The organism is Aerococcus agrisoli (assembly GCF_003797145.1).
Taxonomy (GTDB): Bacteria; Bacillota; Bacilli; order Lactobacillales; family Aerococcaceae; genus Aerococcus; species Aerococcus agrisoli.
Window position 1 is genome coordinate 1 of the sequence record NZ_RKMG01000009.1, and the last position, 21588, is coordinate 21588.

Annotated in this window: 20 protein-coding genes; 16 read left to right on the forward strand and 4 right to left on the reverse strand. The window is 39.7% G+C overall.

Annotated elements, in window-relative coordinates; genetic code table 11:
- Nucleotides 1–54 precede the first annotated feature (54 nt).
- Nucleotides 55–576: a hypothetical protein gene (locus EF384_RS03980; RefSeq protein ID WP_123779697.1), complete on the reverse strand. Its 522-nt coding sequence runs from the start codon at nt 574–576 to the stop codon at nt 55–57.
- Nucleotides 577–734: 158 nt separating this feature from the next.
- Between EF384_RS03980 and budA the strand changes: the two genes are divergently transcribed.
- The 6 genes from budA (at nt 735) to EF384_RS04005 (ending at nt 4643) form a co-directional block, all read left to right on the forward strand.
- Nucleotides 735–1439 (forward strand): acetolactate decarboxylase, encoded by a 705-nt coding sequence (gene budA, locus EF384_RS03985; RefSeq protein WP_123779698.1) that lies wholly within the window; start codon nt 735–737, stop codon nt 1437–1439.
- A gap of 33 nt (nt 1440–1472) precedes the next feature.
- Nucleotides 1473–2180 carry a M48 family metallopeptidase gene (locus tag EF384_RS03990; protein WP_123779699.1) on the forward strand — a complete coding sequence of 236 codons (708 nt, stop codon included), beginning with the start codon at nt 1473–1475 and terminating at the stop codon, nt 2178–2180.
- Nucleotides 2181–2278: 98 nt separating this feature from the next.
- On the forward strand, nt 2279–3484 hold the full coding sequence (locus tag EF384_RS03995; protein ID WP_123779700.1) for a dicarboxylate/amino acid:cation symporter: 1206 nt from the start codon (nt 2279–2281) through the stop codon (nt 3482–3484).
- Nucleotides 3485–3669: 185 nt separating this feature from the next.
- Nucleotides 3670–3795 (forward strand): VOC family protein, encoded by a 126-nt coding sequence (locus EF384_RS09890; protein WP_255421236.1) that lies wholly within the window; start codon nt 3670–3672, stop codon nt 3793–3795.
- A gap of 17 nt (nt 3796–3812) precedes the next feature.
- Entirely contained in the window at nt 3813–4133 is a 321-nt protein-coding gene (locus tag EF384_RS04000) for a VOC family protein (RefSeq protein ID WP_255421237.1), read from the forward strand.
- A gap of 12 nt (nt 4134–4145) precedes the next feature.
- Nucleotides 4146–4643 (forward strand): SRPBCC domain-containing protein, encoded by a 498-nt coding sequence (locus EF384_RS04005; protein ID WP_123779701.1) that lies wholly within the window; start codon nt 4146–4148, stop codon nt 4641–4643.
- Between the two features lie 326 nt (nt 4644–4969).
- Here EF384_RS04005 and EF384_RS04010 read toward each other — a convergent pair whose 3' ends face one another.
- Complete coding sequence (locus EF384_RS04010) at nt 4970–5656, reverse strand: 2,3-bisphosphoglycerate-dependent phosphoglycerate mutase (protein ID WP_123779702.1); 687 nt, start codon at nt 5654–5656, stop codon at nt 4970–4972.
- 535 nt (nt 5657–6191) lie between these two features.
- A complete protein-coding gene (locus EF384_RS04015; RefSeq protein WP_123779703.1) occupies nt 6192–6962 on the reverse strand; it encodes a glucose 1-dehydrogenase in 771 nt (256 codons plus the stop codon).
- Between the two features lie 272 nt (nt 6963–7234).
- Between EF384_RS04015 and EF384_RS04020 the strand changes: the two genes are divergently transcribed.
- Together EF384_RS04020 and nox are read left to right on the forward strand one after the other, a co-directional pair.
- Nucleotides 7235–8455 carry an AI-2E family transporter gene (locus EF384_RS04020; protein WP_123779704.1) on the forward strand — a complete coding sequence of 407 codons (1221 nt, stop codon included), beginning with the start codon at nt 7235–7237 and terminating at the stop codon, nt 8453–8455.
- A gap of 418 nt (nt 8456–8873) precedes the next feature.
- Complete coding sequence (gene nox, locus EF384_RS04025) at nt 8874–10211, forward strand: H2O-forming NADH oxidase (protein WP_123779705.1); 1338 nt, start codon at nt 8874–8876, stop codon at nt 10209–10211.
- Nucleotides 10212–10279: 68 nt separating this feature from the next.
- On the opposite strand, the gene EF384_RS04030 is transcribed toward nox, so the two are convergent.
- A complete protein-coding gene (locus tag EF384_RS04030) occupies nt 10280–11026 on the reverse strand; it encodes an alpha/beta fold hydrolase (protein WP_123779706.1) in 747 nt (248 codons plus the stop codon).
- Nucleotides 11027–11270: 244 nt separating this feature from the next.
- Here EF384_RS04030 and EF384_RS04035 point away from each other — a divergent pair, with 244 nt between their 5' ends.
- The 8 genes from EF384_RS04035 to EF384_RS04065 all read left to right on the forward strand — a co-directional run bounded on the left by EF384_RS04035 (nt 11271) and on the right by EF384_RS04065 (nt 21588).
- Nucleotides 11271–12974 (forward strand): glycoside hydrolase family 3 protein, encoded by a 1704-nt coding sequence (locus tag EF384_RS04035; RefSeq protein WP_199729712.1) that lies wholly within the window; start codon nt 11271–11273, stop codon nt 12972–12974.
- 10 nt (nt 12975–12984) lie between these two features.
- Nucleotides 12985–13419, forward strand: coding sequence for a fibronectin type III-like domain-contianing protein (locus EF384_RS09760; protein ID WP_199729713.1), 435 nt, complete (start codon nt 12985–12987; stop codon nt 13417–13419).
- Nucleotides 13420–13543: 124 nt separating this feature from the next.
- A complete protein-coding gene (locus EF384_RS04040) occupies nt 13544–13972 on the forward strand; it encodes a pyridoxamine 5'-phosphate oxidase family protein (RefSeq protein WP_094517866.1) in 429 nt (142 codons plus the stop codon).
- A gap of 51 nt (nt 13973–14023) precedes the next feature.
- Nucleotides 14024–14758, forward strand: a complete 735-nt coding sequence (locus EF384_RS04045) for a CPBP family intramembrane glutamic endopeptidase (protein WP_123779707.1) — start codon at nt 14024–14026, stop codon at nt 14756–14758.
- Between the two features lie 358 nt (nt 14759–15116).
- Entirely contained in the window at nt 15117–17201 is a 2085-nt protein-coding gene (locus EF384_RS04050) for a C40 family peptidase (protein WP_123779708.1), read from the forward strand.
- A 216-nt stretch (nt 17202–17417) separates the two neighbouring features.
- Complete coding sequence (gene yycF, locus EF384_RS04055) at nt 17418–18134, forward strand: response regulator YycF (RefSeq protein WP_123779709.1); 717 nt, start codon at nt 17418–17420, stop codon at nt 18132–18134.
- A 9-nt stretch (nt 18135–18143) separates the two neighbouring features.
- Nucleotides 18144–20042 carry a cell wall metabolism sensor histidine kinase WalK gene (walK, locus tag EF384_RS04060; RefSeq protein ID WP_123779710.1) on the forward strand — a complete coding sequence of 633 codons (1899 nt, stop codon included), beginning with the start codon at nt 18144–18146 and terminating at the stop codon, nt 20040–20042.
- The gene (locus EF384_RS04065) at nt 20026–21588 is read left to right on the forward strand and encodes a hypothetical protein (RefSeq protein WP_123779711.1); all 1563 of its coding nucleotides are present in this window, start codon (nt 20026–20028) and stop codon (nt 21586–21588) included. The genes walK and EF384_RS04065 overlap by 17 nt, the downstream gene beginning before the upstream one ends.

A 21588-nucleotide genomic window follows, 5' to 3' on the forward strand; every position in this document is an offset into this window, starting at 1 on the left:
GTAAGGACGAAAAATCTATGATTGTAATCTTTTGTCCCAGCCTCGTTTGTATCATTATTGCCATTCATTCAAGTCCGATTGATCATAGTAGTTTTTAAATCGCTTGATCATTTGGTCTTTTTGTTTGAGTAAAATAGCCAAGCCATTCAATAGCTCACTTGACGTTTCGACCATGGACATGGCTTCTTTTTGCTCCAACAGGGCTTCTTCCACGCCTTCATAGGGCGCTTCGGCTACAATCTCATCCAAAATGGTCGTAATCTGGTAAATTAAGCGGTGTTTGCGTTGTTCTTCATAAGCCTTGATTTTAGGTAATTCATTGATCATATAGCGAAAATCTAAATGCCGCATCATATGACCATCTTGAACAATGACATATTCCTTTTCAAAGGGGGATATGCCAGGAAATTGTCCGTGAATTTGATACCAACCGTCAAAAATTTGCCAAACACCAGGTTTTAGTTCGGGTTGGAAGTCGCGTTTTAGTACAAATGTTTCATCATCACCCGTAATTTCAGCTAACCAGCGTTTTTCATCAGGGCCAATCGGCATTAATGGGAGTTCGTGTGAAATCATGTGTTCACCTCATTCATATTTACTATATTTCATTCATTCCTAAGTATAGGGAATCTTTTACGCAAATAGCAAGCCTCACCTTTTAGATTCACTTGCGACGAATACTAGAAACGTTTAGTATAGTTTAAGTAAAGAACGCGTAAATGGAGGTTTTTCAGATGACAAGGTTATTCCAACATCAAACATTAGGTGACCTAATGGCAGGTTTTTTTGACGGGTCAATGACCATCGATGCACTACTCGAACACGGTAACTATGGTATTGGTACCATGGACCACTTAGACGGGGAATTGATTGTCATAGACGGTCAGGCCTATCAAGCTCGCGAAGACGGTCAATTAATTGAATTGACGGGTAAAGAAACCGTACCCTATGCATCGGTGACCTTCTTCAAATCTCACCATACCTTCGATGTGGCTACGCCCATGAATATGCTAGATTTTCAAGAAGTGCTCAAGACACAGCTACAATCCTTACATACCTTTTCTGTGATCAAAATAGAAGGTAGCTTTGAAAGTATGCATACGCGAGTCATTCCGCGCACGGAAAAGCCGTATCCACGTTTTGTTGAGGCGAGCCGTGTGCAACCAGAATTTAAAACCCAAAATGTAAAGGGGACTTGTATCGGTGTCTATGGTCCCTATCTATTCGAAGGTGTAGTGAAACAAGGATTCCATTGTCACTTTATCTCAGAAGATCGACAATTTGGTGGCCATATCTTAGACTATGTCATCAATCAAGGGCATATTGCGATTCAAACTGTCCGTCATTTTGACCAACACTTTGCCATTGATAATGAAGCATTTATGAATGCTGACATTAATTATGATAATCTCGTCGCTGAAATCAACGAAGGCGAGTAGTCACAAGCAACCTAAGCAAAGGAGTATATCACCATGCAACAATTTATGATTATTGCAGACCATCCCGTGATCATCAATCGTAGTGCGTCCTACAAAAATATTACTTTGCGGATTGTATTATCTAATCCCTCTATTAGGATATCCGTACCCATGCATGCCTCGAAAGCTACAATCGAACATTTCTTCATATCGAATCTTGAACAAATCGAGGCCATGCAAGCCGAAGTATTCGCTACTGCCGAGGCAAGTGCCAAGCAATATGTTACTGGCGAGATGCATCATTTATTTGGGGAATTGTATCCCTTAAAAGTCGAAGAAAGTAGCCAACCAAGCGGCGGTCATTTTGACAATGGAACCATTTATCTGTCCGTGAAAAAGGGGGCTAGCAGAGACGATAGGGGCATCGTTATGGATAAGTTCTTGCGGGAAACCCTAAAAGAAAAAACGTTAGAAGTGGCGGCAAGACTTGAACCTAAGATGGGCGTCCACGCCAACAAATTCACCATGCGTCTGATGAAGACACGGTGGGGGAGCTGCAATATCAATAAAAAGACGATTTCCATCAACTTACTCTTAGTGCAAATGCCACTCATTTGTCTAGAATCTGTCGTAGCCCACGAATTGGTCCACCTCTTAGAAACCAATCATAACAAGCGTTTCTATAGCTTAATGGACCAGTATTACCCAGCATGGCAGGAAGCAAATGAATTATTAAAAGAATTTTCTCACAAAGTTGATTAAAAATCTGTTAAAATAGTAAGCGAAATCTCATATAAGCCCCATAGATGCTATGGGACTTTTTCTATGCGTAAGACAATTTGAAAGGATGTAGTCATCTCATGTCAAAAAAGAAATTCACCATGCCATTAGCACTGAAGTTAGTGGTTGCTATTATTTTAGGTATTATCGTTGGGCAATTTAGTTTTCTGCCTGACTTCGTCTTCGAACTATTCAAGACGCTTTCAGGCATTTTTTCTGAATTCTTAAGCTGGATCATTCCATTAATGATTGTTGGTTTAATTATTCCGGGGATTGCGGAATTAGCGGAAGATGCTGGAAAACTATTAGGTATCACCCTAGGCATTGCCTATGGCTCAACATTGATTGCCGGGACATTCACCTATCTTGTTGCGAGCAATTTATTCCCCATTTTTATTACAACAGATTTAGCTGACAAAATTCAGTCATCTGGAAAAGGGGCAACTGCCTTGTTCTCCATTGGTCTTGAACCCATGTTTTCTGTGACGTCAGGTATCGTATTTGCCTTCATGGTCGGTCTAGGCATCTCGTGGTTGCGGACACAGGGCCGTGGTGAAGGCTTGTTAGCCATTTTCACAGATTTCGGGAAAATTATTGACCTAGCCTTGCAAACAGTTGTTATTCCATTATTGCCAGTCTATATTTTCTTCAACTTCGCGGACATGTCATATTCAGGCTCTGTATTTGCCGTTATGTCAGTCTTCTGGAAGGTTTTAATCACAGCAGTTGTCCTACATACCATCTATATTTCAGCTATGTTCTTATTTGCTGGATCTTATGGTGGGAAAAATGCGATTACCTTGATGAAGAATGAAATCCCAGGATGGTTAACTGCTGCGGGTACGCAATCGTCAGCAGCGACTATTCCAACTAACGTGGAAATTGCCAAGAAAAATGGTGTTTCTGAAGAAATTGCCAACTTTGTTGTACCCTTGTGTGCGACCATTCATTTGGCTGGTTCAATGATTACCATCACTTCAGTTGTAACAGCCATCCTATTGATGTACGGTATGCCAATTTCATTGGGTACGATGATTGCGTTCATCATGGTATTGGGTATTGCCATGGTGGCAGCGCCAGGTGCACCAGGTGGGGCGATTATGTCAGCCTTGCCATTCTTACCAATGGTTGGTTTAACAGAATCTTTCAACCAACTGGCTATTTCACTGTATATCACGCAAGATTCATTTGGTACAGCAGCCAATGTATCAGGAGATAACGCCATTGCCGTGATGGTGGATACTATCTACCAAAAAGATAAGCAGAAAGAAAAAAACAAAAAATAAACCAAGATACGATGAGCGTGTGAGGCACTGGGTGTTTCGCACGCTTATTATTTTTCAATGATAGAAAATACCTAAATGTCTTTATTCTTATAATGATAAATTTTTGTATAAAAAAGAATTGATAAGTGATAAAATGTAAGGGCATACAACACACCTGTAATCCATTTAATGGAGGAGGATACACGATGAAAAATTTAGCACCTTGTTTATGGTTTAGTGATGGCAATTGTGAAGAAGCCATCCAATATTACGTAGATACTTTTCCTGATTTCATATCCAGCAAATTGTCCGTTACCCGGATGCCACTCTAGATGAACATTTTGAGGGGATGGAAGGTAAGGTCATTACAGCTGAATTTACCTTAGGTGGCCATCAATACATTGCACTCGATGGCGGACCTGTTTTCCGCTTTAACGAAGCAATTTCCATCACCATTCTTTGCGATGATCAAGCGGAGATTGACTATTTCTGGTACAAGTTAAGTTTCGTACCTGAAGCAGAGCAATGCGGTTGGGCCAAAGATCAATTTGGCTTGTCGTGGCAGATTATTCCAGCTAATATGGGCGCACTCCAAACAAAGCCAGCCCAAATTCAAGCAATGATGCAGATGAAGAAAATCATCATTCAAGACTTGGTGGATTTAGCATAAGGGGGTGGTTGCATGCCATATGGACAGTTAATAGAACATGATCATCGCTATACCCTGTATTTTGAACGGAAATTGCGTTTTACACCAAGTGTCGTATTTGATGCTTTGGTAGATCCTAATATTTTCGCTCAATGGTATCCATTTGCAACAGGTGTGATGGACGTGAAGGTTGGCGGTCACATCAAATTTGATGATGGGGAAGGCGCTAAATATCACGGTATGATTACAAAGTTGGATGCACCGCGTGAATTCGAATTTATTGAAGATACTACGGATGTTATCCACATTAGATTAGAAGCTACAGAAACGGGCACGGGCACACTCTTGAAGTTCTCACATACTTTTGAAAGTCCCGATTGGATTGTGCCGACTGCGACAGGCTGGCATAATTGCCTGAATGTATTTCGGGATATTATGAATGGCTATGAAGCAAATTGGCCAATGCCTGATGAGTTGACCGCACTCGCGCATGTCTATGAGGAACGTTTCGCATCGAATTATACAAAATAAGCTGGCAGGACAACAGTGTGAGCAAGATTGCGTTTCACTTATTTGATGATATAAATGAAAATGATTTATTTTCTTGATCTTTTGGATGAAATAAGTGAATTTTCCGCTAAATCGTTCATTTATTTAAGTCGATAAATGAATCATTTTGTGGATTTTCATTTATTTCCATTTATGGGTTAATAGTCTTAAATATGTTTCATTTATTTCGCGATATAAATGAAACATGCAACCATTTTTTTACTTATTATCCTGAATAAATGAATCGACTAGAAAAAAATGATGGACACAAAAAAGCCAGGGACTTGATGTCGCTGGCTTTTCTTGTGCTATTCAAATGTTTTTTTGACTAAAATTTTCTTATTCGTGATATGTAGATGATCATTCACGTCATATACAATTGGTTCACCTGTAGCAATTTCTAAATCGGGAATAGCCTCATCAGAAATATTTTCTAGGTATTTAGTTAATGACCGCAAACTATTCCCGTGAGCCACGATTAAGACGTTCTTGCCTTCTTTGAGGTCGGCTGCAATATGATCTTCCCAGTAAGGCATGGTACGTATTAGGGTATCTTTTAAACTTTCACCGGCTAACAAATGGTCGATATCCAAATCTTCATATCGACGATCGAAGGTATTACCAGTCGCTTTTGGTGGCCGCACATCATATGAACGACGCCAAATATGGACTTGTTCATCACCATGAATGGCCGCCGTTTCAGCTTTGTTGAGGCCTTGCAAAGCGCCATAATGTCGTTCATTGAGTCGCCAATGTTTATGGACGGGCAAATACAATTGTTCTAAACTATTCAAGGTGTAATAAGTCGTTTGTATAGCACGGGTTAAGACTGAGGTATGGACGGTATCAAAAAGTATACCCTCCGCTTTAAGTGCCTCACCTGCCGCATGTGCCTCCTTGACACCAAGGGCACTTAATTCGGGATCCAACCAACCAGTGAAAACATTTCGGAGATTTAATTCACTTTGACCATGTCGTACAAGTACTAATTTCATATGCTGTCACTACTTTCTTCAAGAATGCTTAAGGATGAAGCTGTATTTTATCTGTATCATACCCCTATGAGCTAGGGCATACAAGTAATTCGCCGTGGACACAAATAGGATAGGTATCAAAAGGTGGACTGGGGCAGCGTATAAATAATGGCTTTTCCATCTTAAAGTGTAGGATCCTTAAACCTGTGACTTATATGAGCCAAATAAGCCACTTGGTAGCTGAGGCAGTGACTTATATGAAAAAATAGGCCACTCGTTAATTAAAGTTGTGACTTATTTGAAAAAATAGGCCCCTTGGTAACTGAGGCAGTGACTTATATGAAAAAAAAGGCCACTCGTTAACTAAAGCTGTGACTTATCTGAGAAAATAAGCCCCTCATTAACTAAAGATGTGACTTATATGAGCAGAATAGGCCACAGACAGAAAGGTATAGAAGTTGAGTTGTACCGTAACTACTACAATGCATGCTTTTTATAACAATCAAAAAAGGAGGACGGAACTCTAAATCCACCCTCCTTTTCTAGAAACAGTCAATTATAATAGGCCTGCGGTAAAACCACCGTCAGCAACAATAATCGTGCCGGTCACGAAACTGGCGTCATCAGATGCTAAGAATACAGCAACGGTCGCAATTTCATTTGGCTGACCAATGCGCGGATTCAAGGCGGCTACTTGGCCAATACGACTGTTGCCAAAATCGCTCAAATCCGTCATAGTAGAGGCGATATTCGTTGCTACACCACCTGGGGCAATACCGTTTACGCGGATACCTTTGTTGACATACATGAAGGCAGTGGACTTAGTCATCGCAGTGACTGCATGTTTAGAAGCAGTATAAGTTGTACCCGCTACGCCTGTGAGTAACCCACCTATTGACGTCACATTGATAATATTACCTGGTTTATCTTCAGCCAGCCAGTAATCAACGACTGCGCGCATACCATACATGACGCTGTATACGTTAACGGCAAAGATGTGTTCAAATTTTTCAGTTTGAATCTCAGCAACAGGTTCATTATGGTCCATGATACCCGCGTTATTCACCAAAATGTCGATAGTGCCATAAGTGTTTATCGCGTAATGAACTAAGGCTAGCATTTTTGCGTTGACCGCTACATCTACCTCAAAGGCAGTAGCAATACCCCCATTAGTTTCTATTGCTTGCACGACTGCTTGGGCACCCGCTAGGTTGTAGTCTGCGACCACAACCTTGGCACCTTCCTTGGCATATAGTTCAGCAATACCTTTGCCAATACCGGATGCACCACCTGTAACAATAGCTACTTTGTTCGCTAATTTTCCCATGATAATTCTCCTTTATCTATCGTTTCCAATTGTAATAGTGAAGTTGATCAGCAGTAAAAATAGACGTGCATCCATAGATAGCAAAAATATTCTTGTTGCCTATATTGTACAATCAATCACAAATAATTGCGAAGATATTGATGTAAACGGATAGATTATTTTAAGCAAGTATAAAACCATTTTCACGCTTGCATATATCCTTATCATACAAGCTTTTAAAAAAGCTTATGTTAAAATAGATAAATAATAGAAGAAAGAAAAGGTGACACAGAATGAAAAAATGGACAGGTCCTACAAAACAAGGGCTACAGTGGCTCGCACTTATCGCAGTCTTCATTTTAGCAATAATTTATTGGTCGAGTATCGTTGGTGCAGTGGGCATCTTATGGTCAGTTCTCTTCCCCATCATTTTAGGGGGCATGATTGCCTTTGTATTAAATATTCCCATGCGTTGGTTTGAGAAACATCTCTTTCCTAAGTCGGATAATAAATATTTGAAGGCATCTAGACGACCGTTAGCAATTATCCTCGCTTTATTAGTAATCATTTTGGCTATAACTGCAGTTGTGATTATTGTGATTCCGCAACTAGCGTCAGCCGTGATGACACTGGTCGAAGTTGTGCCAACTTTAGTAGAAAACATTCAGAATTGGTTTAATCAGCAAGAGGCATTGGTCCCAATGTTAAACCAATTAACTGACCAAATGAACGTCAATTGGTCTAGTGTTGTGTCAAGTGTAGCTTCAGGTGTGAATTCAATTGCTTCTGGTGTAGCAGCTACTTCAATTGCAGTGTTGACAACCTCTGTTTCTGCCGTAACCAATATTTTCTTAGCCTTAATGTTTGCCATTTACATTTTGGCTTCTAAAGAAAAATTGGGTAAACAAATCACTCGCTCTATGGCTGTGTATTTACCCAATGATATTGAGAACTTGTTATTGAACGTTTTAGCCGTTGCAAATGAAACATTCTCCAAATTTATTTCGGGTATGGTTACGGAAGCGGTAATTCTAGGTGTTTTAGTAACAGCAGGCTTATTGATTTTACAAATTCCTTATGCCGCAATGCTAGGGGTATTGCAAGGTGTACTTGCTTTGATTCCTATATTAGGAGCCTTCATGGCTGGTGCAATTGGCGTCGTCATCCTATTAGCCCTAAACCCAACCTATGCATTTGTGTATATCATTTTCGTTTTAATCATCCAACAAGTAGAAGGTGATCTCATCTATCCACGTGTGGTGGGAGATTCTATTGGATTACCAAGTATGTGGGTACTTTTTGCTGTAACAGTTGGCGCAGGACTTATGGGTATTCCAGGAATGTTGCTAGGGGTACCATTCCTTGCTTCAATTTATAAGATTTTAAAATTAGACGTACGTTACAGAGAAACGCTAGAAGCTAATTCTGCCAATCAAGAAGATACTGATCATGTGAAGTTTTTGGATAGTTTTCGTCATCACTTACTCACGAATGACGAAATTGATTGCTTGTAATTTTAGTTGAAGAAATATCACTTATAGATTCTTTTTTATGTAAAAAAACTGAAAAACACCATGTATAGCAGGGTTTTGTATAATGCGAAACATCAAGCTATGCTCGGTGTTTTTTATTTTATAATATCAATAAAGCTAATAAAAATACAATAGCGGTACAAAACTAGTTGAATTTGTGAAAAAATGAATTTGTTGAATTTCGATTAATTTTTGGTAAAAAGACAAAAAATGCAATGAAAGTCGCGTTTACATTTAACCTTAACAACTATTTCACAAACTTAGTCGAAAAATTGCGAATTTTTGACTTTGTGCAAGCGCTAAAACGATACAAAAATGTTTTGTAATCATGAAATTTGCGTGTTATTCTGTGCTTGTAAATAAATGAGCAATTGGCAAGTATGCCGAGGAGGATAAACATATGAAAGTCGTTGTAGTCGGAACTAACCATGCAGGTATCTCAGCAGCTAACACTATTTTAGAATCAGGCCAAGATGTTGAAGTGACATTATTAGACCGTAACTCTAATCTATCTTATCTAGGTTGTGGTACAGCACTATGGGTTGGACGTCAAATCGATAGTTATGAAGGATTATTCTATACAAACGCAGCAGATTTTGAAGCAAAAGGTGCGAAAATCTCTTTAGAAACAGAAGTAAAAGATATCGACTTCGAAAATAAAGTTGTTTACGCTGAAACAAAATCAGGTGAAAAATTAGAAGAAAGCTACGACAAATTAGTTTTAGCAACAGGATCTCTTCCAATCGCACCAAAATTACCAGGTAACGATTTAGAAGGGTTACACTTCTTGAAATTATTCCAAGAAGGTCAACAAGTTGATAAAGCCTTAGCAGCAGAAGACGCAAACATCGTATGTGTGATCGGTGCAGGTTACATCGGTGTTGAAATTGCAGAAGCAGCGGCTCGTCGTGGAAAAGAAGTACATCTTTTCGACGCTGAAGAACATTCATTAATGAACTACTATGATGTAGACTTCGCTGAAATCATGGACAAAAACCTTACTGACAACGGCATTCACACACACTTCGGTGAATTAGCAGAAGCTTACTTAGGCGAAAACGGTAAAGTAACTGGTTTGAAAACAACAAAAGGCGAATACAAAGCTGACGTTATCATCAACGCAATTGGATTCCGTCCAAACGCTGCTTTTGGTGAAGGCCACTTAGAAAAATTCGTGAACGGTGCTTACCTAGTAGACCGTACATTCAAAACAAGCGACGACTCTGTATACGCTGTTGGTGACTGTGCAACAAACTACTCTAACGCTGCCAACGCTACAACTTACATTGCATTAGCATCAAACGCTGTTCGCTCAGGTATTGTTGCAGCAACTAACATCTTAGGCACACACCTTGAAGGTGCAGGTGTACAAGGTTCAAACGGTATCGCAATCTTTGATAAAAAATTAGTATCAACAGGTTTCTCTGTTCGTGCCGCTGAAAAGAATGGCTTGAAAGTGAAATACACTGATATCGAAGATACACAATTACCAGGCTTCATGCCAGCAGACCATAATGCAGACGTGAAATTACGTATTGTATACGAAGAAGAATCTCGTCGTATAGTAGGTGCACAAATGGCATCAGATTATGATATGTCAATGGGTATCCATATGTTCTCATTAGCAATCCAAGAACAATTGACAGTTGATAAATTAGCATTGCTAGACATCTTCTTCTTACCTCACTTCAACAAACCATACAACTACATCACTGTAGCAGCTTTAAACGCTGAGTAATTTTTTGTAAAAAAGACATACTCTCCCAAAAAGGACCACCGAGCATCCAAGCTTGGTGGTCCTTTCGTTTATAGCAAGTTTTCAACAAAGAATTCCGTCATCAAATCCATCGTTTCCGTTTTTACTAAGTGGTCTTCATCCTCGTGAACGAAGACAATATTCTTTTTATCCTGATTATCCTCAATAAATTGTAGGGTTTGATCGTAAGGCACGCGCCAGTCTCTTTCCCCATGCCATACCAAGAAAGGTCTACCGTTTAAGGTATCAATATGGGTAGACAAATCATATTGATCAATCCAAGCCGTTAAGTCAGCCAAATCTTCTGGCACAAAACGATTGGTCAAATTCTTCGCGTGTTGAATCAAGCGGTCGCGATAGCGAATCGGCGTTGGCGACCCCATCATACATGAAGCCACCTTAATTTCCGGATGGTGGGTGAGTAAGGCACTTGATGTAAAACCACCCATCGATGTGCCACCAACCCCAATCTTATCATCTAAAATAAGGTCTAATTTGCGAAAATGGCTAATAATGGCGCCAAACTCAAACAAGTTACTTTGAATACTTTGCCAAAAAGTTAAGGACGGAATGGCAGAAACATTTTGCTTGCGGGCACCGTGGTTCATTGCATCCGGCAATAAGACCCGAAAGCCTTTTTGTGCGAGTTTGCGGCCTTGGGTCAAATTCAATTCCTTACTTGATTGCCACCCATGATAATAAACAATCAAGGGTAGGGGGGCATTTTTATAGTCACTAGGTACCACCTCTAACAAGGGGATTTCTCCAATATGACGTCTTCTAATGGTTATTTTCACGTGATCTCCCTCTTTACGTTGATTTCATCATGCCTAGCATAAAGGCTGCCAAATGAAATTGCAAATGAAAGCATTTTGTCCAAATGCAAGGAAAAATAGAGAAGTAGTTTTTATTGCAAATTTTGTTATTTTACTCATATATCTGGTAGTCAAATCAAAAAAGTTGGTGTATGATTGTGGGGTAAACAAAAACGTTTTCATAAATGAAAACGAATGCGTACTCGGCAATTATTGGAGGGTAAATATGGATACAAATACAAAAGAATTTCCTTGGATGGATGAATCATTGTCTCCTAAGGAACGTGCAAGCTTACTTGTTGCAAATATGGATTTAGATCAAAAAATCAACCAATTACATGGCGCCATGGCTACCATTGATATCTATGCAACTATGGATGGTATTGAAGATGACGAAGGTATGGAAAAATTGGCGGAACAAATTCAAGTGGAACGTCACGTTGACGCAATTGATGACTTAGCCATTCCACGCTACCGCATTACCAATGGACCAGTAGGTGTTGGGATGGGTGATGGTATGCCTAGTCCTAAGGCCACAGCATTGCCAATGACCATTGGTGTTGCTGCTTCTTTTGACCCAAGTCTTGCCTATGCATATGGTGACATCATCGGTGAAGAAACCTATACACTAGGCCAACATGTGCTAGAAGGTCCGGCAGTATGTTTACACCGTTTACCAATTTCTGGACGTAACTTTGAATACTTCTCTGAAGACCCATATTTATCAGGTGTGATGGGGGTAGAAATTACTAAAGCCATTCAAAGTCATGATGTGATTGCGATGGGTAAACACTTTGCAGTCAATGACCAAGAAGATGAACGTTTCCGTTATTCTGTAGAAATTGATGAAAATGTATTGCGTGAATTGTACTTACTACCATTTGAAATGTTAGTGAAGGACGGCGAAGTAGCAGCGATTATGTCTGCTTATAACCGTCTACGTGGTACTTATGCCACAGAAAATCGTTACCTATTAAATGACATTTTACGTAAAGAGTGGGGCTTTGACGGCTATGTGCAAAGTGATTTCTGGTCAGCACGTTCGGCAGCCGGATCATTGAACGCTGGTATGGATCATGAAATGCCGGATGCAAAATGGCTAAACGAAGCCAATATTAAAGAAGCATTAGCTGACCAATCATTGGAAGAGGAAACCATTGATCGTGCCTTGATTCGTCGTTTTACCCAAATGTTTAAATTCAATGTCTTTGGCCGTGAATATAAGCCTGGTACCATTGATGCCAAAACAAATGGGGAGCGTGCACGCCGTATTGGTGAAAAATCCGCTGTCTTATTGAAAAATGACAAGGGTCTTTTACCATTAGACCCAACAGCACATGACAATGTCTTGATCGTTGGTATGGCCAAATTTGCGCAATTTGCAACTCAAGGTGGTGGTGGTTCTTCGAAAGTAGATCCATTATATACAGTGGCCCCAGCTCAAGGGATGACGGATGTTTTAACTGATTTAGAATCATCTACAAAAGTTGATTTATTCGTGGTTGCTGATGATTTGAGTAACTTAGAAGATGCGAAAAAAGCAGTCGCTGCTGCAGATGCAGTTGTGATTATGGCAGGTTTAGTTGCAACTGAAGGTGCCGACATGAAGACACCACACCAACCTAAAGACCAAGATACTATGGTTGATGCTTTGTTAGGGCTAAATAATCAAACGGTTGTTGTTTTGAAAGATTCAACACCAGTTGTATTACCATGGATTAACAAAGCAGATGCAGTGTTAGAAGTATGGAACCAAGGGGTGGAAGATGGCCATGTGGTCGCTGATTTAGTCTTTGGTCGTGTGAATCCATCTGGTAAAGTACCTACAACTTATCCAGCCCGTGATGAAGATATGATTTCTTACGGACATGAAGAACGTTACCCAGGAATCAATGAAGGGGGAAGGTTTCCCAACAATTCATTATTCTGAAGGCTTAGAAATGGGTTATCGTTGGTATCAAGGACAAGGTGTGACACCAGGTTTCGCCTTTGGACATGGTTTGTCATACACTACATTTGATATCCATGATGCCAAACTTGACCAAGCAAGTTCTGAGGGACATGCTGCCATCAATATCACAGCAACAGTTACCAACACCGGTGACCGTGAAGGTGCTGAAGTTGTGCAAGTTTATGTGGGTATTCCAGTGGACGGTCAACCACCAATGCGTTTAGTTGGTTTCCAAAAAGTGAACTTACAAGCTGGTGAAAGCCAAGAAGTAGTCATTACAATTGATCCATTTGCGACAAATCATCCGTTAAGTGTCTGGGATGATGCAACGCATGACTTTGTGATTGAAGCAGGGGAATATCAATTCTTTGTGGGTAATGCCAGCGACAACATTGTGGCTACATTAGCACATACAATTCAATAAAGTGTTATAAAGGGCTGGGTGCCGTTACGTACCCAGTCTTTTTTCATTTATATAGGATATGGGTACTTCTTTTAGCTTATTTATTTTATAATAGAAGAAAGATGATTTTTAAGGAGATGATTTGATGGAATTACAAGATTATATGGATGTGTTAGCGAAAATAGGGGCTGCCGTGTTTGCGACCGTAGATGCAGATGGCAAACCGCGCACGCGTTATGCCAATGTAGGTGTTGCAAATGAGAATGGTATTTTTTTCATGACAAAAGAAAGTAATGATTTCTACAAACAGTTGATGGCCAACGAGCATGTGTCAATTTCGGGTTTGTTGAATGATGAAGATGGTATTCAAGCGATTACGGTGGATGGTAAGGTACGCGCGGTTGACCAAGCGTATTTAGAGGCCATTTTGAAGGATAATCCTTATGTGAAGGATGTATATCCGGATGAAGAGAGTCGTAAGGATGTTGTAGCCTTGCAAGTTTACGAAGGGCACGGTTCTTATATGAATTTGAAGGCGCATAGTAAAGGTACCTTCGATTTTTCAGCAGAATAAATTTTGATATTTGATGGAGGAAACTAGGGCATACAGATAAGGTGAGTGGATATGGGTATTCGAAAAAATCGAGCACAGTCGTATAACGAAGAGGCAACATTTGGCTTTAAAAGTATTTTCTTTGGCGCCTTAATTGTGATTTTATGGACAATTGCCTATATGTTTATTGTGGCAGTACCGCAATTATATACAATGTATGGGAATAGTTTGGACCACAATCTGATGTTGATTCTTGGTGTGGTGAGCTTGATATTTATGTTTTTGGTGACGATTTGGTTTTATCGTTATTATCAAAAGAAACATCCAGATAGTTTTCAGCCACTCACGAAAAAGGATTTACTTCATGTAGCCGGTTTGTATGTGGGCATCTTGATTTTTAAAACAGCCATGAGTTATTTGATGGGCTGGGTTTACGGTACCGATACAACAGTAAATGATGAAATGATTTTTGGCATGTTAGGTGATCATCCTAATATCCTCTTATCTTTAAATCTTGGCCTTAGCGTCATCACCTTAGCACCTGTAATGGAAGAAATCATTTTCCGTGGCATGATTAGTAAGGGGATGTTCTTGGATAAATATTTCTGGCCTGCGATTATTTTGAGTTCCTTATTCTTTTCTAGTTTGCACTTGTCAGGCAATCTGATTTCCTTTCTATTGTATGCAGGGATCGGTGCAATTTGTTTTATGGCTTACTGGAAAAACAAGAATCTGAATGCGGCCATCCTTCTGCATTTCCTAAATAACTTACCTGGCGCTATACTTTTAATCTTTGGATTGTATTAAACAGCGCATGATTTCAGAATTTACCTAGCTATTTGAAAAGATAGCTAGGTTTTTTTACGTTCTTTTTCGACTTTGTTACAGAATTGTTACGATATTTTTGCGTTTTATATTCATTTTCCAAATTCTCATTTAATCTTTAACGAATCTTAAAACATTGATGATGCACGTTTTCTTTAACCTTTCTTAAATATTTATCCGTGTACACTTCAAAATATTATCAATTTTTTGCGAACTTATTGAGAAAGAGAAGCGAAAAGTGTAAGAAATAGTAAATAATTTGTAATCTGATTGTTACGGAATTCGCGACATCACATGTATATAATAGCAATGTAAACAATTTTCAGGGGGTAGAAAATTTATGAAGTATTCAGTTAAGAAAATGGTTGGAACATCTCTGGCCACGTCCGCTGCATTAGCAGCCTTTGCAACAACAAATGTTTCTGCTGATGAAGTATATACAATTTCATCAGGCGACACGCTTTCATCAATCTCACGCAAATTTGATTTACCAATTGCGGATATTGCAGAAGCAAACTCAATCAGCAACATCGACTTGATCATTGCTGGTGAACGTTTAGATATTCCTACATTGGAAACACCAGTTGTAGCGAACACTAAACGCGTTGCAGATGCTACTAATGTTTACTCAGTAGTAGCGGGCGATACATTAAACAAAATCGCTGCTGACTTTAACACAACAGCGCAAACTTTACGTGACTTAAACGGCATCACAGGTGACTTAATTTTAGTTGGTCAACAACTTAAAGTTGCTGGTGAAGTTGCACAAGCAGCACCAGCTGCAGATACTACAACGACAGATGTTACAACTGAAGTTGAAACACCAGAAGTTACTGCACCAGTTGCAGCAGCACCAGTAAACAACTATGTTGCTGACGAAAACGGTAACTACACAGTTGTTGCAGGCGATTCAATCAATAAAATTTCAGCTTCATTTGGCGTTTCAGCTGCGGACTTACGTGCTGCTAACGGCTTATCAGGCGATTTAATTATTGTTGGTCAATCTTTAGCTATTCCTGGCTTAGCAGTTGCTGCTGAAGCAGTAGTAGAAACACCAGCGGTTGAAGAAACAGTAGCAGAAGCTCCAGTAGCTGAAGAAGTTGTTGTTGAAACACCTGTTGTTGAAGAAGCAGTAGTAGAAACACCAGCGGTTGAAGAAACAGTAGCAGAAGCTCCAGTAGCTGAAGAAGTTGTTGTTGAAACACCTGTTGTTGAAGAAGCAGTAGTAGAAACACCAGCAGTTGAAGAAGTTGTAGCTGAAGCGCCAGTTGTCGAAGAAACAGTAGCTGAAACACCAGTTGTTGTTGACTACAGTGCTGAACAAGAAGCAGCGGCACAAGCGGCAGCCGAAGAAGCAGCGGCACAAGCGGCAGCTGAAGAAGCAGCGGCACAAGCGGCAGCTGAAGAAGCAGCAGCACAAGCAGCAGCTGAAGAAGCAGCAGCACAAGCAGCAGCTGAAGAAGCAGCAGCACAAGCAGCAGCTGAAGAAGCAGCAGCACAAGCAGCAGCTGAAGAAGCAGCAGCACAAGCAGCAGCTGAAGAAGCAGCAGCACAAGCAGCAGCTGAAGAAGCAGCAGCACAAGCAGCAGCTGAAGAAGCAGCAGCACAAGCAGCAGCTGAAGAAGCAGCAGCACAAGCAGCAGCTGAAGAAGCAGCAGCACAAGCAGCAGCTGAAGAAGCAGCAGCACAAGCAGCAGCTGAAGAAGCAGCAGCACAAGCAGCAGCTGAAGAAGCAGCAGCACAAGCAGCAGCTGAAGAAGCAGCAGCACAAGCAGCAGCTGAAGAAGCAGCAGCACAAGCAGCAGCTGAAGAAGCAGCAGCACAAGCAGCAGCTGAAGAAGCAGCAGCACAAGCAGCAGCTGAAGAAGCAGCAGCACAAGCAGCAGCTGAAGAAGCAGCAGCACAAGCAGCAGCTGAAGAAGCAGCAGCACAAGCAGCAGCTGAAGAAGCAGCAGCACAAGCAGCAGCTGAAGAAGCAGCAGCACAAGCAGCAGCTGAAGAAGCAGCAGCACAAGCAGCAGCTGAAGAAGCAGCGGCACAAGCAGCAGCTCAAACTGGTAACGTAACTGCATTATTAAACAATGCATATGCTCAAGTTGGCGTACCTTACTTATGGGGTGGTAAAACACCTGCAGGTTTTGACTGTTCAGGTTTCGTATACTATGTATACCAACAAACTTACGGTGTAAACGTTGGTGGATCAACAGCATCTCAACAATATGCTGGTCCTAAGATTTCTGTAAGTAGCGCGCAACCAGGCGACTTAATCTTCTGGGGTTCTTACGGTTCTCCTTACCACGTTGCAATTTCATTAGGTAATGGACAATACATCCATTCTCAACGTCCTGGTGAAACTGTTCATTCAGAATCAATCAACCCTTACTGGGCACCATCATTTGCTGTAAGCATGGCTGCTTACAACTAAGCCCTAATTACATATTAAAATTCAAAAAAGATCGAGATTCTTACCCTCCTCGATCTTTTTTTTGTAAGTAAAATTGGTGTTTTTGTTTTGTAAAAAAACACTATGAAAGCCTTTAAGTAGCTAAATTGGCAATTGTTCATAAAGGTGTTAAAATAAAGCGATAGGTCAATGTTACATTTCCAAGATCAGATTTTTTAAAATCAAGGAGTATAGATAATGAAAAAAATATTAATAGTGGACGATGAGAAACCAATCTCAGATATTATATCGTTTAACTTAAAAAATGAAGGCTATGAAATCGATACAGCCTATGATGGGGAACAAGCTTTAGAGAAATTTGAATCTTTTGAACCAGACTTAGTGGTATTAGATTTAATGTTACCGAAAATTGATGGCCTAGAAGTGTGCCGTCAAATTCGTAAAGAAAGCCAAGTACCTATTATTATGCTGACAGCAAAAGATAGTGAAATTGATAAAGTATTAGGGTTAGAAATGGGTGCGGACGATTATGTGACCAAACCATTTTCAAACCGTGAATTAACGGCTCGTGTAAAAGCAAATATTCGTCGTAATAATGTCGTTATCGAGCAAGTTGCACCAGAAGAAGAGGGTGCCAATGAAAATATCATTGAAATCGGTGACTTGATTATTCATGAGGATGAATATATTGCATCTAAAAACGGTGTGGATGTTGAATTAACCCACCGTGAATTTGAGTTGCTTCATTATTTGTCACAACATATTAACCAAGTAATGACTAGAGAGCACCTACTACAAACGGTTTGGGGCTACGATTATTTTGGTGATGTGCGTACTGTAGATGTAACAGTTCGTCGTTTACGTGAAAAAATTGAAGAGAACCCGAGTCATCCAAAAATTTTGATTACACGTAGAGGTGTTGGTTATTTCTTGAAGATTCCTACACAAGAATAGAGGTAGGGTATGGCAAAATCTAAGAAAAAATCGGGTATCCCTTTTTTCAAATCTATTCACTTTAAGATACCAATTATATTCATATTAACCTTACTGATTTCGCTCCAAATTGTCGGAGCGTATTTTATTCGTTCACTTGAAACAGAAATGTTAACCTCTTTTGATGAGCAGGTAACGAGTCAAACAACCTTTCTGATTGATAATATTCAAACAGTTATGGAAGATGAAGATTTAAGTGAAGATGATAAAGAGACACAAATCAATTCGATTTTGCGTCGTTTTAATGATGATAGCGTATTAGAAATCCAACTATTTGATAGTAATGGCTTCTTATTAGCTACATCTAATCCGACTTCTCAATCCTATATTGGCCAAAGAACTGTGGATGCAACGATTGAAGAGACGTTATATACAGGTATTCGTAGTGAAACGACCGGCTATGATGCGACACAAGAAATCCGGGTGAAGAAATTCGTCACCCCTATTTTTTCAACGGCATCTTCTGGCGCTATGATTGGTATTTTGAATGTTTCGACAAACTTGGAATCTATTTATAATCAGGTGCAAAACATTGTGTCTTTATTCTTGATTGCATCAGGATTCTCTCTTGTATTTACAACAGGGCTAGCAGTTTTAATTTCAAGACAAATTATTAATCCACTGCAAAAAATGCGTGATCAAACGAAACAAATTGCAGAAGGTAATTATTCAACAACTTTGGATATTAATGCTGAAGATGAGATGGGCCAATTAGCAGAATCTATCAACTACTTATCTGTAAGGGTTGGGGACGCACAAGATTTAACTGAAGCCGAACGACAACGTTTGGATTCGGTATTACGTCACATGACGGATGGGGTAATTGCGACTGATAGACGTGGTAAAATCACGATTATCAATGACCGTTCATTGAATATCCTGAACAAAACCCAGGAAGAAGTTATCGGAGAGTCCATTATTGAAGTGTTGGATTTATCTGATCGTTTTTCATTTAGAGAGCTATTTGATCAACATGAATCCATCTTGTTAAATTATGGGACTGCAGAAGAAGAGACCATTATTCGCGCGGAATATTCTGTTATTCAACGAGAGTCAGGTTTTATTTCTGGTTTAGTATGGGTTTTAACTGATATCACCGAGCACGAAAAAATTGAGCGCGACCGTAAACAGTTCGTATCCAATATTTCACACGAATTACGTACACCACTAACCAGTGTGCGTTCTTATTCTGAAGCCTTGGTTGATGGTGCCATTAAGGATGAAGCTGTTGCAGTTGAATTCTTGAATGTGATTCAGACAGAAACAGACCGTATGATTCGAATGATTTCAGATTTACTACATTTATCACGTATGGATGCCAAACAACAAGTCTTAAACCGTGAATTAGTGATTTTCAAAGATCTTGTCAACCATGTCTTAGACCGTTTTGAAATGATGTTACAGTCTGAAGATTATGAAGGCAAAAATTATATTATCAAACGTGAATTAATGGAAGAAGAAGTTTGGGTTGAAATCGACCAAGATAAGTTAATTCAAGTAATTGATAATATTATGAATAATGCGATTAAATATTCACCTGATGGCGGGATAATTTATGTGCGATTGATGTCAACACACAACCAACTCGTACTAAGTATCCAAGACCAAGGTTTGGGTATTCCACAAGAATCAATTCCACACTTATTCGATCGTTTCTACCGTGTCGACAAAGCAAGATCACGAGCTCAAGGTGGTTCAGGACTAGGTTTGTCTATTGCTAAAGAAGAGATTGAGTTACATAACGGTAAAATTTGGGTCAACTCTATCGAAAACAAGGGAACAACCTTCTTTATTTCCCTTCCATTTGAAGAATTCGATAGCGATGAGTGGGCTGGAGAGGATGAGTGGGCTGATGAAGAAGAAGAATAGATGGCAATGGGTGATTCACGCGATATTAGCAGTCTTAGCGATTATTAGTCTAGTGGCCTCTATCAGCAATCTGTATGGGCCAAAACTCATCAATGGTTGGATTAGTCAAGTAACCGAAGATAGTACTAGTGACACGAGCACCGGTATGAATAATATGGCCATTTCAAATAATGCCAATGAAGACGATGGTAGTGAAGTAACCAATGCACTTGCTGCCCAAAGATTAATCGTGCATAACGCAACTGATGGTTATGAAGCAATTTATGATTTGGATGCCATTAGAGGGTTTAAAACAATTGTCTCTGGTTTTGAATATGAATCTTCATATGAAGAGGATTCAGCGTATAACATTCGTAATTATGCAGATTCTCAGGAGTTTATTGAAGGTAAATTAACCAATGAAACACCTGTTAATTTATTTTTAGCGGATGTATTAACATTACCAGCAGATTTACAAGAAATGGCGATTTCTAGTTACATTTATATACTAGGCACTGATCAAGTATATCTAGTGAATGATGCGGAAAATATTGCCTATGGATTGACGGTGACAAATAAAGCATCTGAAATTAATGAGACAACAAGCAACTTTTTAGATGACCACAACCATGCATTAACGCCCGTTGTGCCAGTGAATTTAGCGGATAGCTTAACGTATGTTTCCACGGAAGAAAATCAGTTAAATCATTTAACCTACTTACAAGAACGCCAACCAAATACCTACTTTTTGAACCATTTCTTTGAAAGGCCAGAAGATATTCATGATTATTCCTTAAACTCAATTGCACGTTACTATACAGAAGGCCGTCAATTGACCATCAATATGGAAACGTTTGAGGTTACTTTACTCCAAAATGTGGGGGAAGAAGCGGCAACGAGTCTGAATTCGCAAGTGACTGCAACAAGTGAGGCAATTGGGGATATTTTACCAGACCATGACTCATGGTTGTATGCAGAATATAACGGAAATGATGGCGATATTATCAATTACCGTAAATATGTGAACTCGCAGCCAGTATTTGGTAACAACTATGTTGCCAAAACGCAGTTTGTCATGAGTGGGGATGAAATTAAGAATATTTACTTATCTTCATTAACCATTCAAACGCAGGTTTCTGACTTATCAGAATCATATACGATTATGAGTGGTGTGGATGCCTTGAATTTATTAAACAATGCAGGTTATGCCAACCAAGATATTTCAGAATTGGTATTAGGCTATCGCTGGGTGCAAAATCCAGAAAGCTCTCGTTTAGTTGAGTTAGTGCCTTCATGGCATGTGCAAATGGATGACGAATGGTATATGTTAGAAAATCTTGTCGATATGTCTAGATATCCGTCACTTGCAACAAGATATACAGAAACAGGAGAAACCGTTGATTTATCTGTATACTTTAGCGATTTAGGTGACCCTGTTAGTGAAGAGGCTGTGAAAACAGCAGTAGAGGAAGATTTATCCGCAACACTTTCAGCTGAGGAACTATCCGCTTCAACAGAATCCACCGTTGAAGCAGACGCAAGTGCAAATGTTGAGGAGGCGAATTAG

Bases quoted from the DNA above. Each gene is read 5' to 3' on its own strand.
- EF384_RS03980 (WP_123779697.1), bottom strand. From the start codon at position 576: ATGATTTCACACGAACTCCCATTAATGCCGATTGGCCCTGATGAAAAA.
- budA (WP_123779698.1), top strand. From the start codon at position 735: ATGACAAGGTTATTCCAACATCAAACATTAGGTGACCTAATGGCAGGT.
- EF384_RS03990 (WP_123779699.1), top strand. From the start codon at position 1,473: ATGCAACAATTTATGATTATTGCAGACCATCCCGTGATCATCAATCGT.
- EF384_RS03995 (WP_123779700.1), top strand. From the start codon at position 2,279: ATGTCAAAAAAGAAATTCACCATGCCATTAGCACTGAAGTTAGTGGTT.
- EF384_RS09890 (WP_255421236.1), top strand. From the start codon at position 3,670: ATGAAAAATTTAGCACCTTGTTTATGGTTTAGTGATGGCAATTGTGAA.
- EF384_RS04000 (WP_255421237.1), top strand. From the start codon at position 3,813: ATGGAAGGTAAGGTCATTACAGCTGAATTTACCTTAGGTGGCCATCAA.
- EF384_RS04005 (WP_123779701.1), top strand. From the start codon at position 4,146: ATGCCATATGGACAGTTAATAGAACATGATCATCGCTATACCCTGTAT.
- EF384_RS04010 (WP_123779702.1), bottom strand. From the start codon at position 5,656: ATGAAATTAGTACTTGTACGACATGGTCAAAGTGAATTAAATCTCCGA.
- EF384_RS04015 (WP_123779703.1), bottom strand. From the start codon at position 6,962: ATGGGAAAATTAGCGAACAAAGTAGCTATTGTTACAGGTGGTGCATCC.
- EF384_RS04020 (WP_123779704.1), top strand. From the start codon at position 7,235: ATGAAAAAATGGACAGGTCCTACAAAACAAGGGCTACAGTGGCTCGCA.
- nox (WP_123779705.1), top strand. From the start codon at position 8,874: ATGAAAGTCGTTGTAGTCGGAACTAACCATGCAGGTATCTCAGCAGCT.
- EF384_RS04035 (WP_199729712.1), top strand. From the start codon at position 11,271: ATGGATACAAATACAAAAGAATTTCCTTGGATGGATGAATCATTGTCT.
- EF384_RS09760 (WP_199729713.1), top strand. From the start codon at position 12,985: ATGGGTTATCGTTGGTATCAAGGACAAGGTGTGACACCAGGTTTCGCC.
- EF384_RS04040 (WP_094517866.1), top strand. From the start codon at position 13,544: ATGGAATTACAAGATTATATGGATGTGTTAGCGAAAATAGGGGCTGCC.
- EF384_RS04045 (WP_123779707.1), top strand. From the start codon at position 14,024: ATGGGTATTCGAAAAAATCGAGCACAGTCGTATAACGAAGAGGCAACA.
- EF384_RS04050 (WP_123779708.1), top strand. From the start codon at position 15,117: ATGAAGTATTCAGTTAAGAAAATGGTTGGAACATCTCTGGCCACGTCC.
- yycF (WP_123779709.1), top strand. From the start codon at position 17,418: ATGAAAAAAATATTAATAGTGGACGATGAGAAACCAATCTCAGATATT.
- walK (WP_123779710.1), top strand. From the start codon at position 18,144: ATGGCAAAATCTAAGAAAAAATCGGGTATCCCTTTTTTCAAATCTATT.
- EF384_RS04065 (WP_123779711.1), top strand. From the start codon at position 20,026: ATGAAGAAGAAGAATAGATGGCAATGGGTGATTCACGCGATATTAGCA.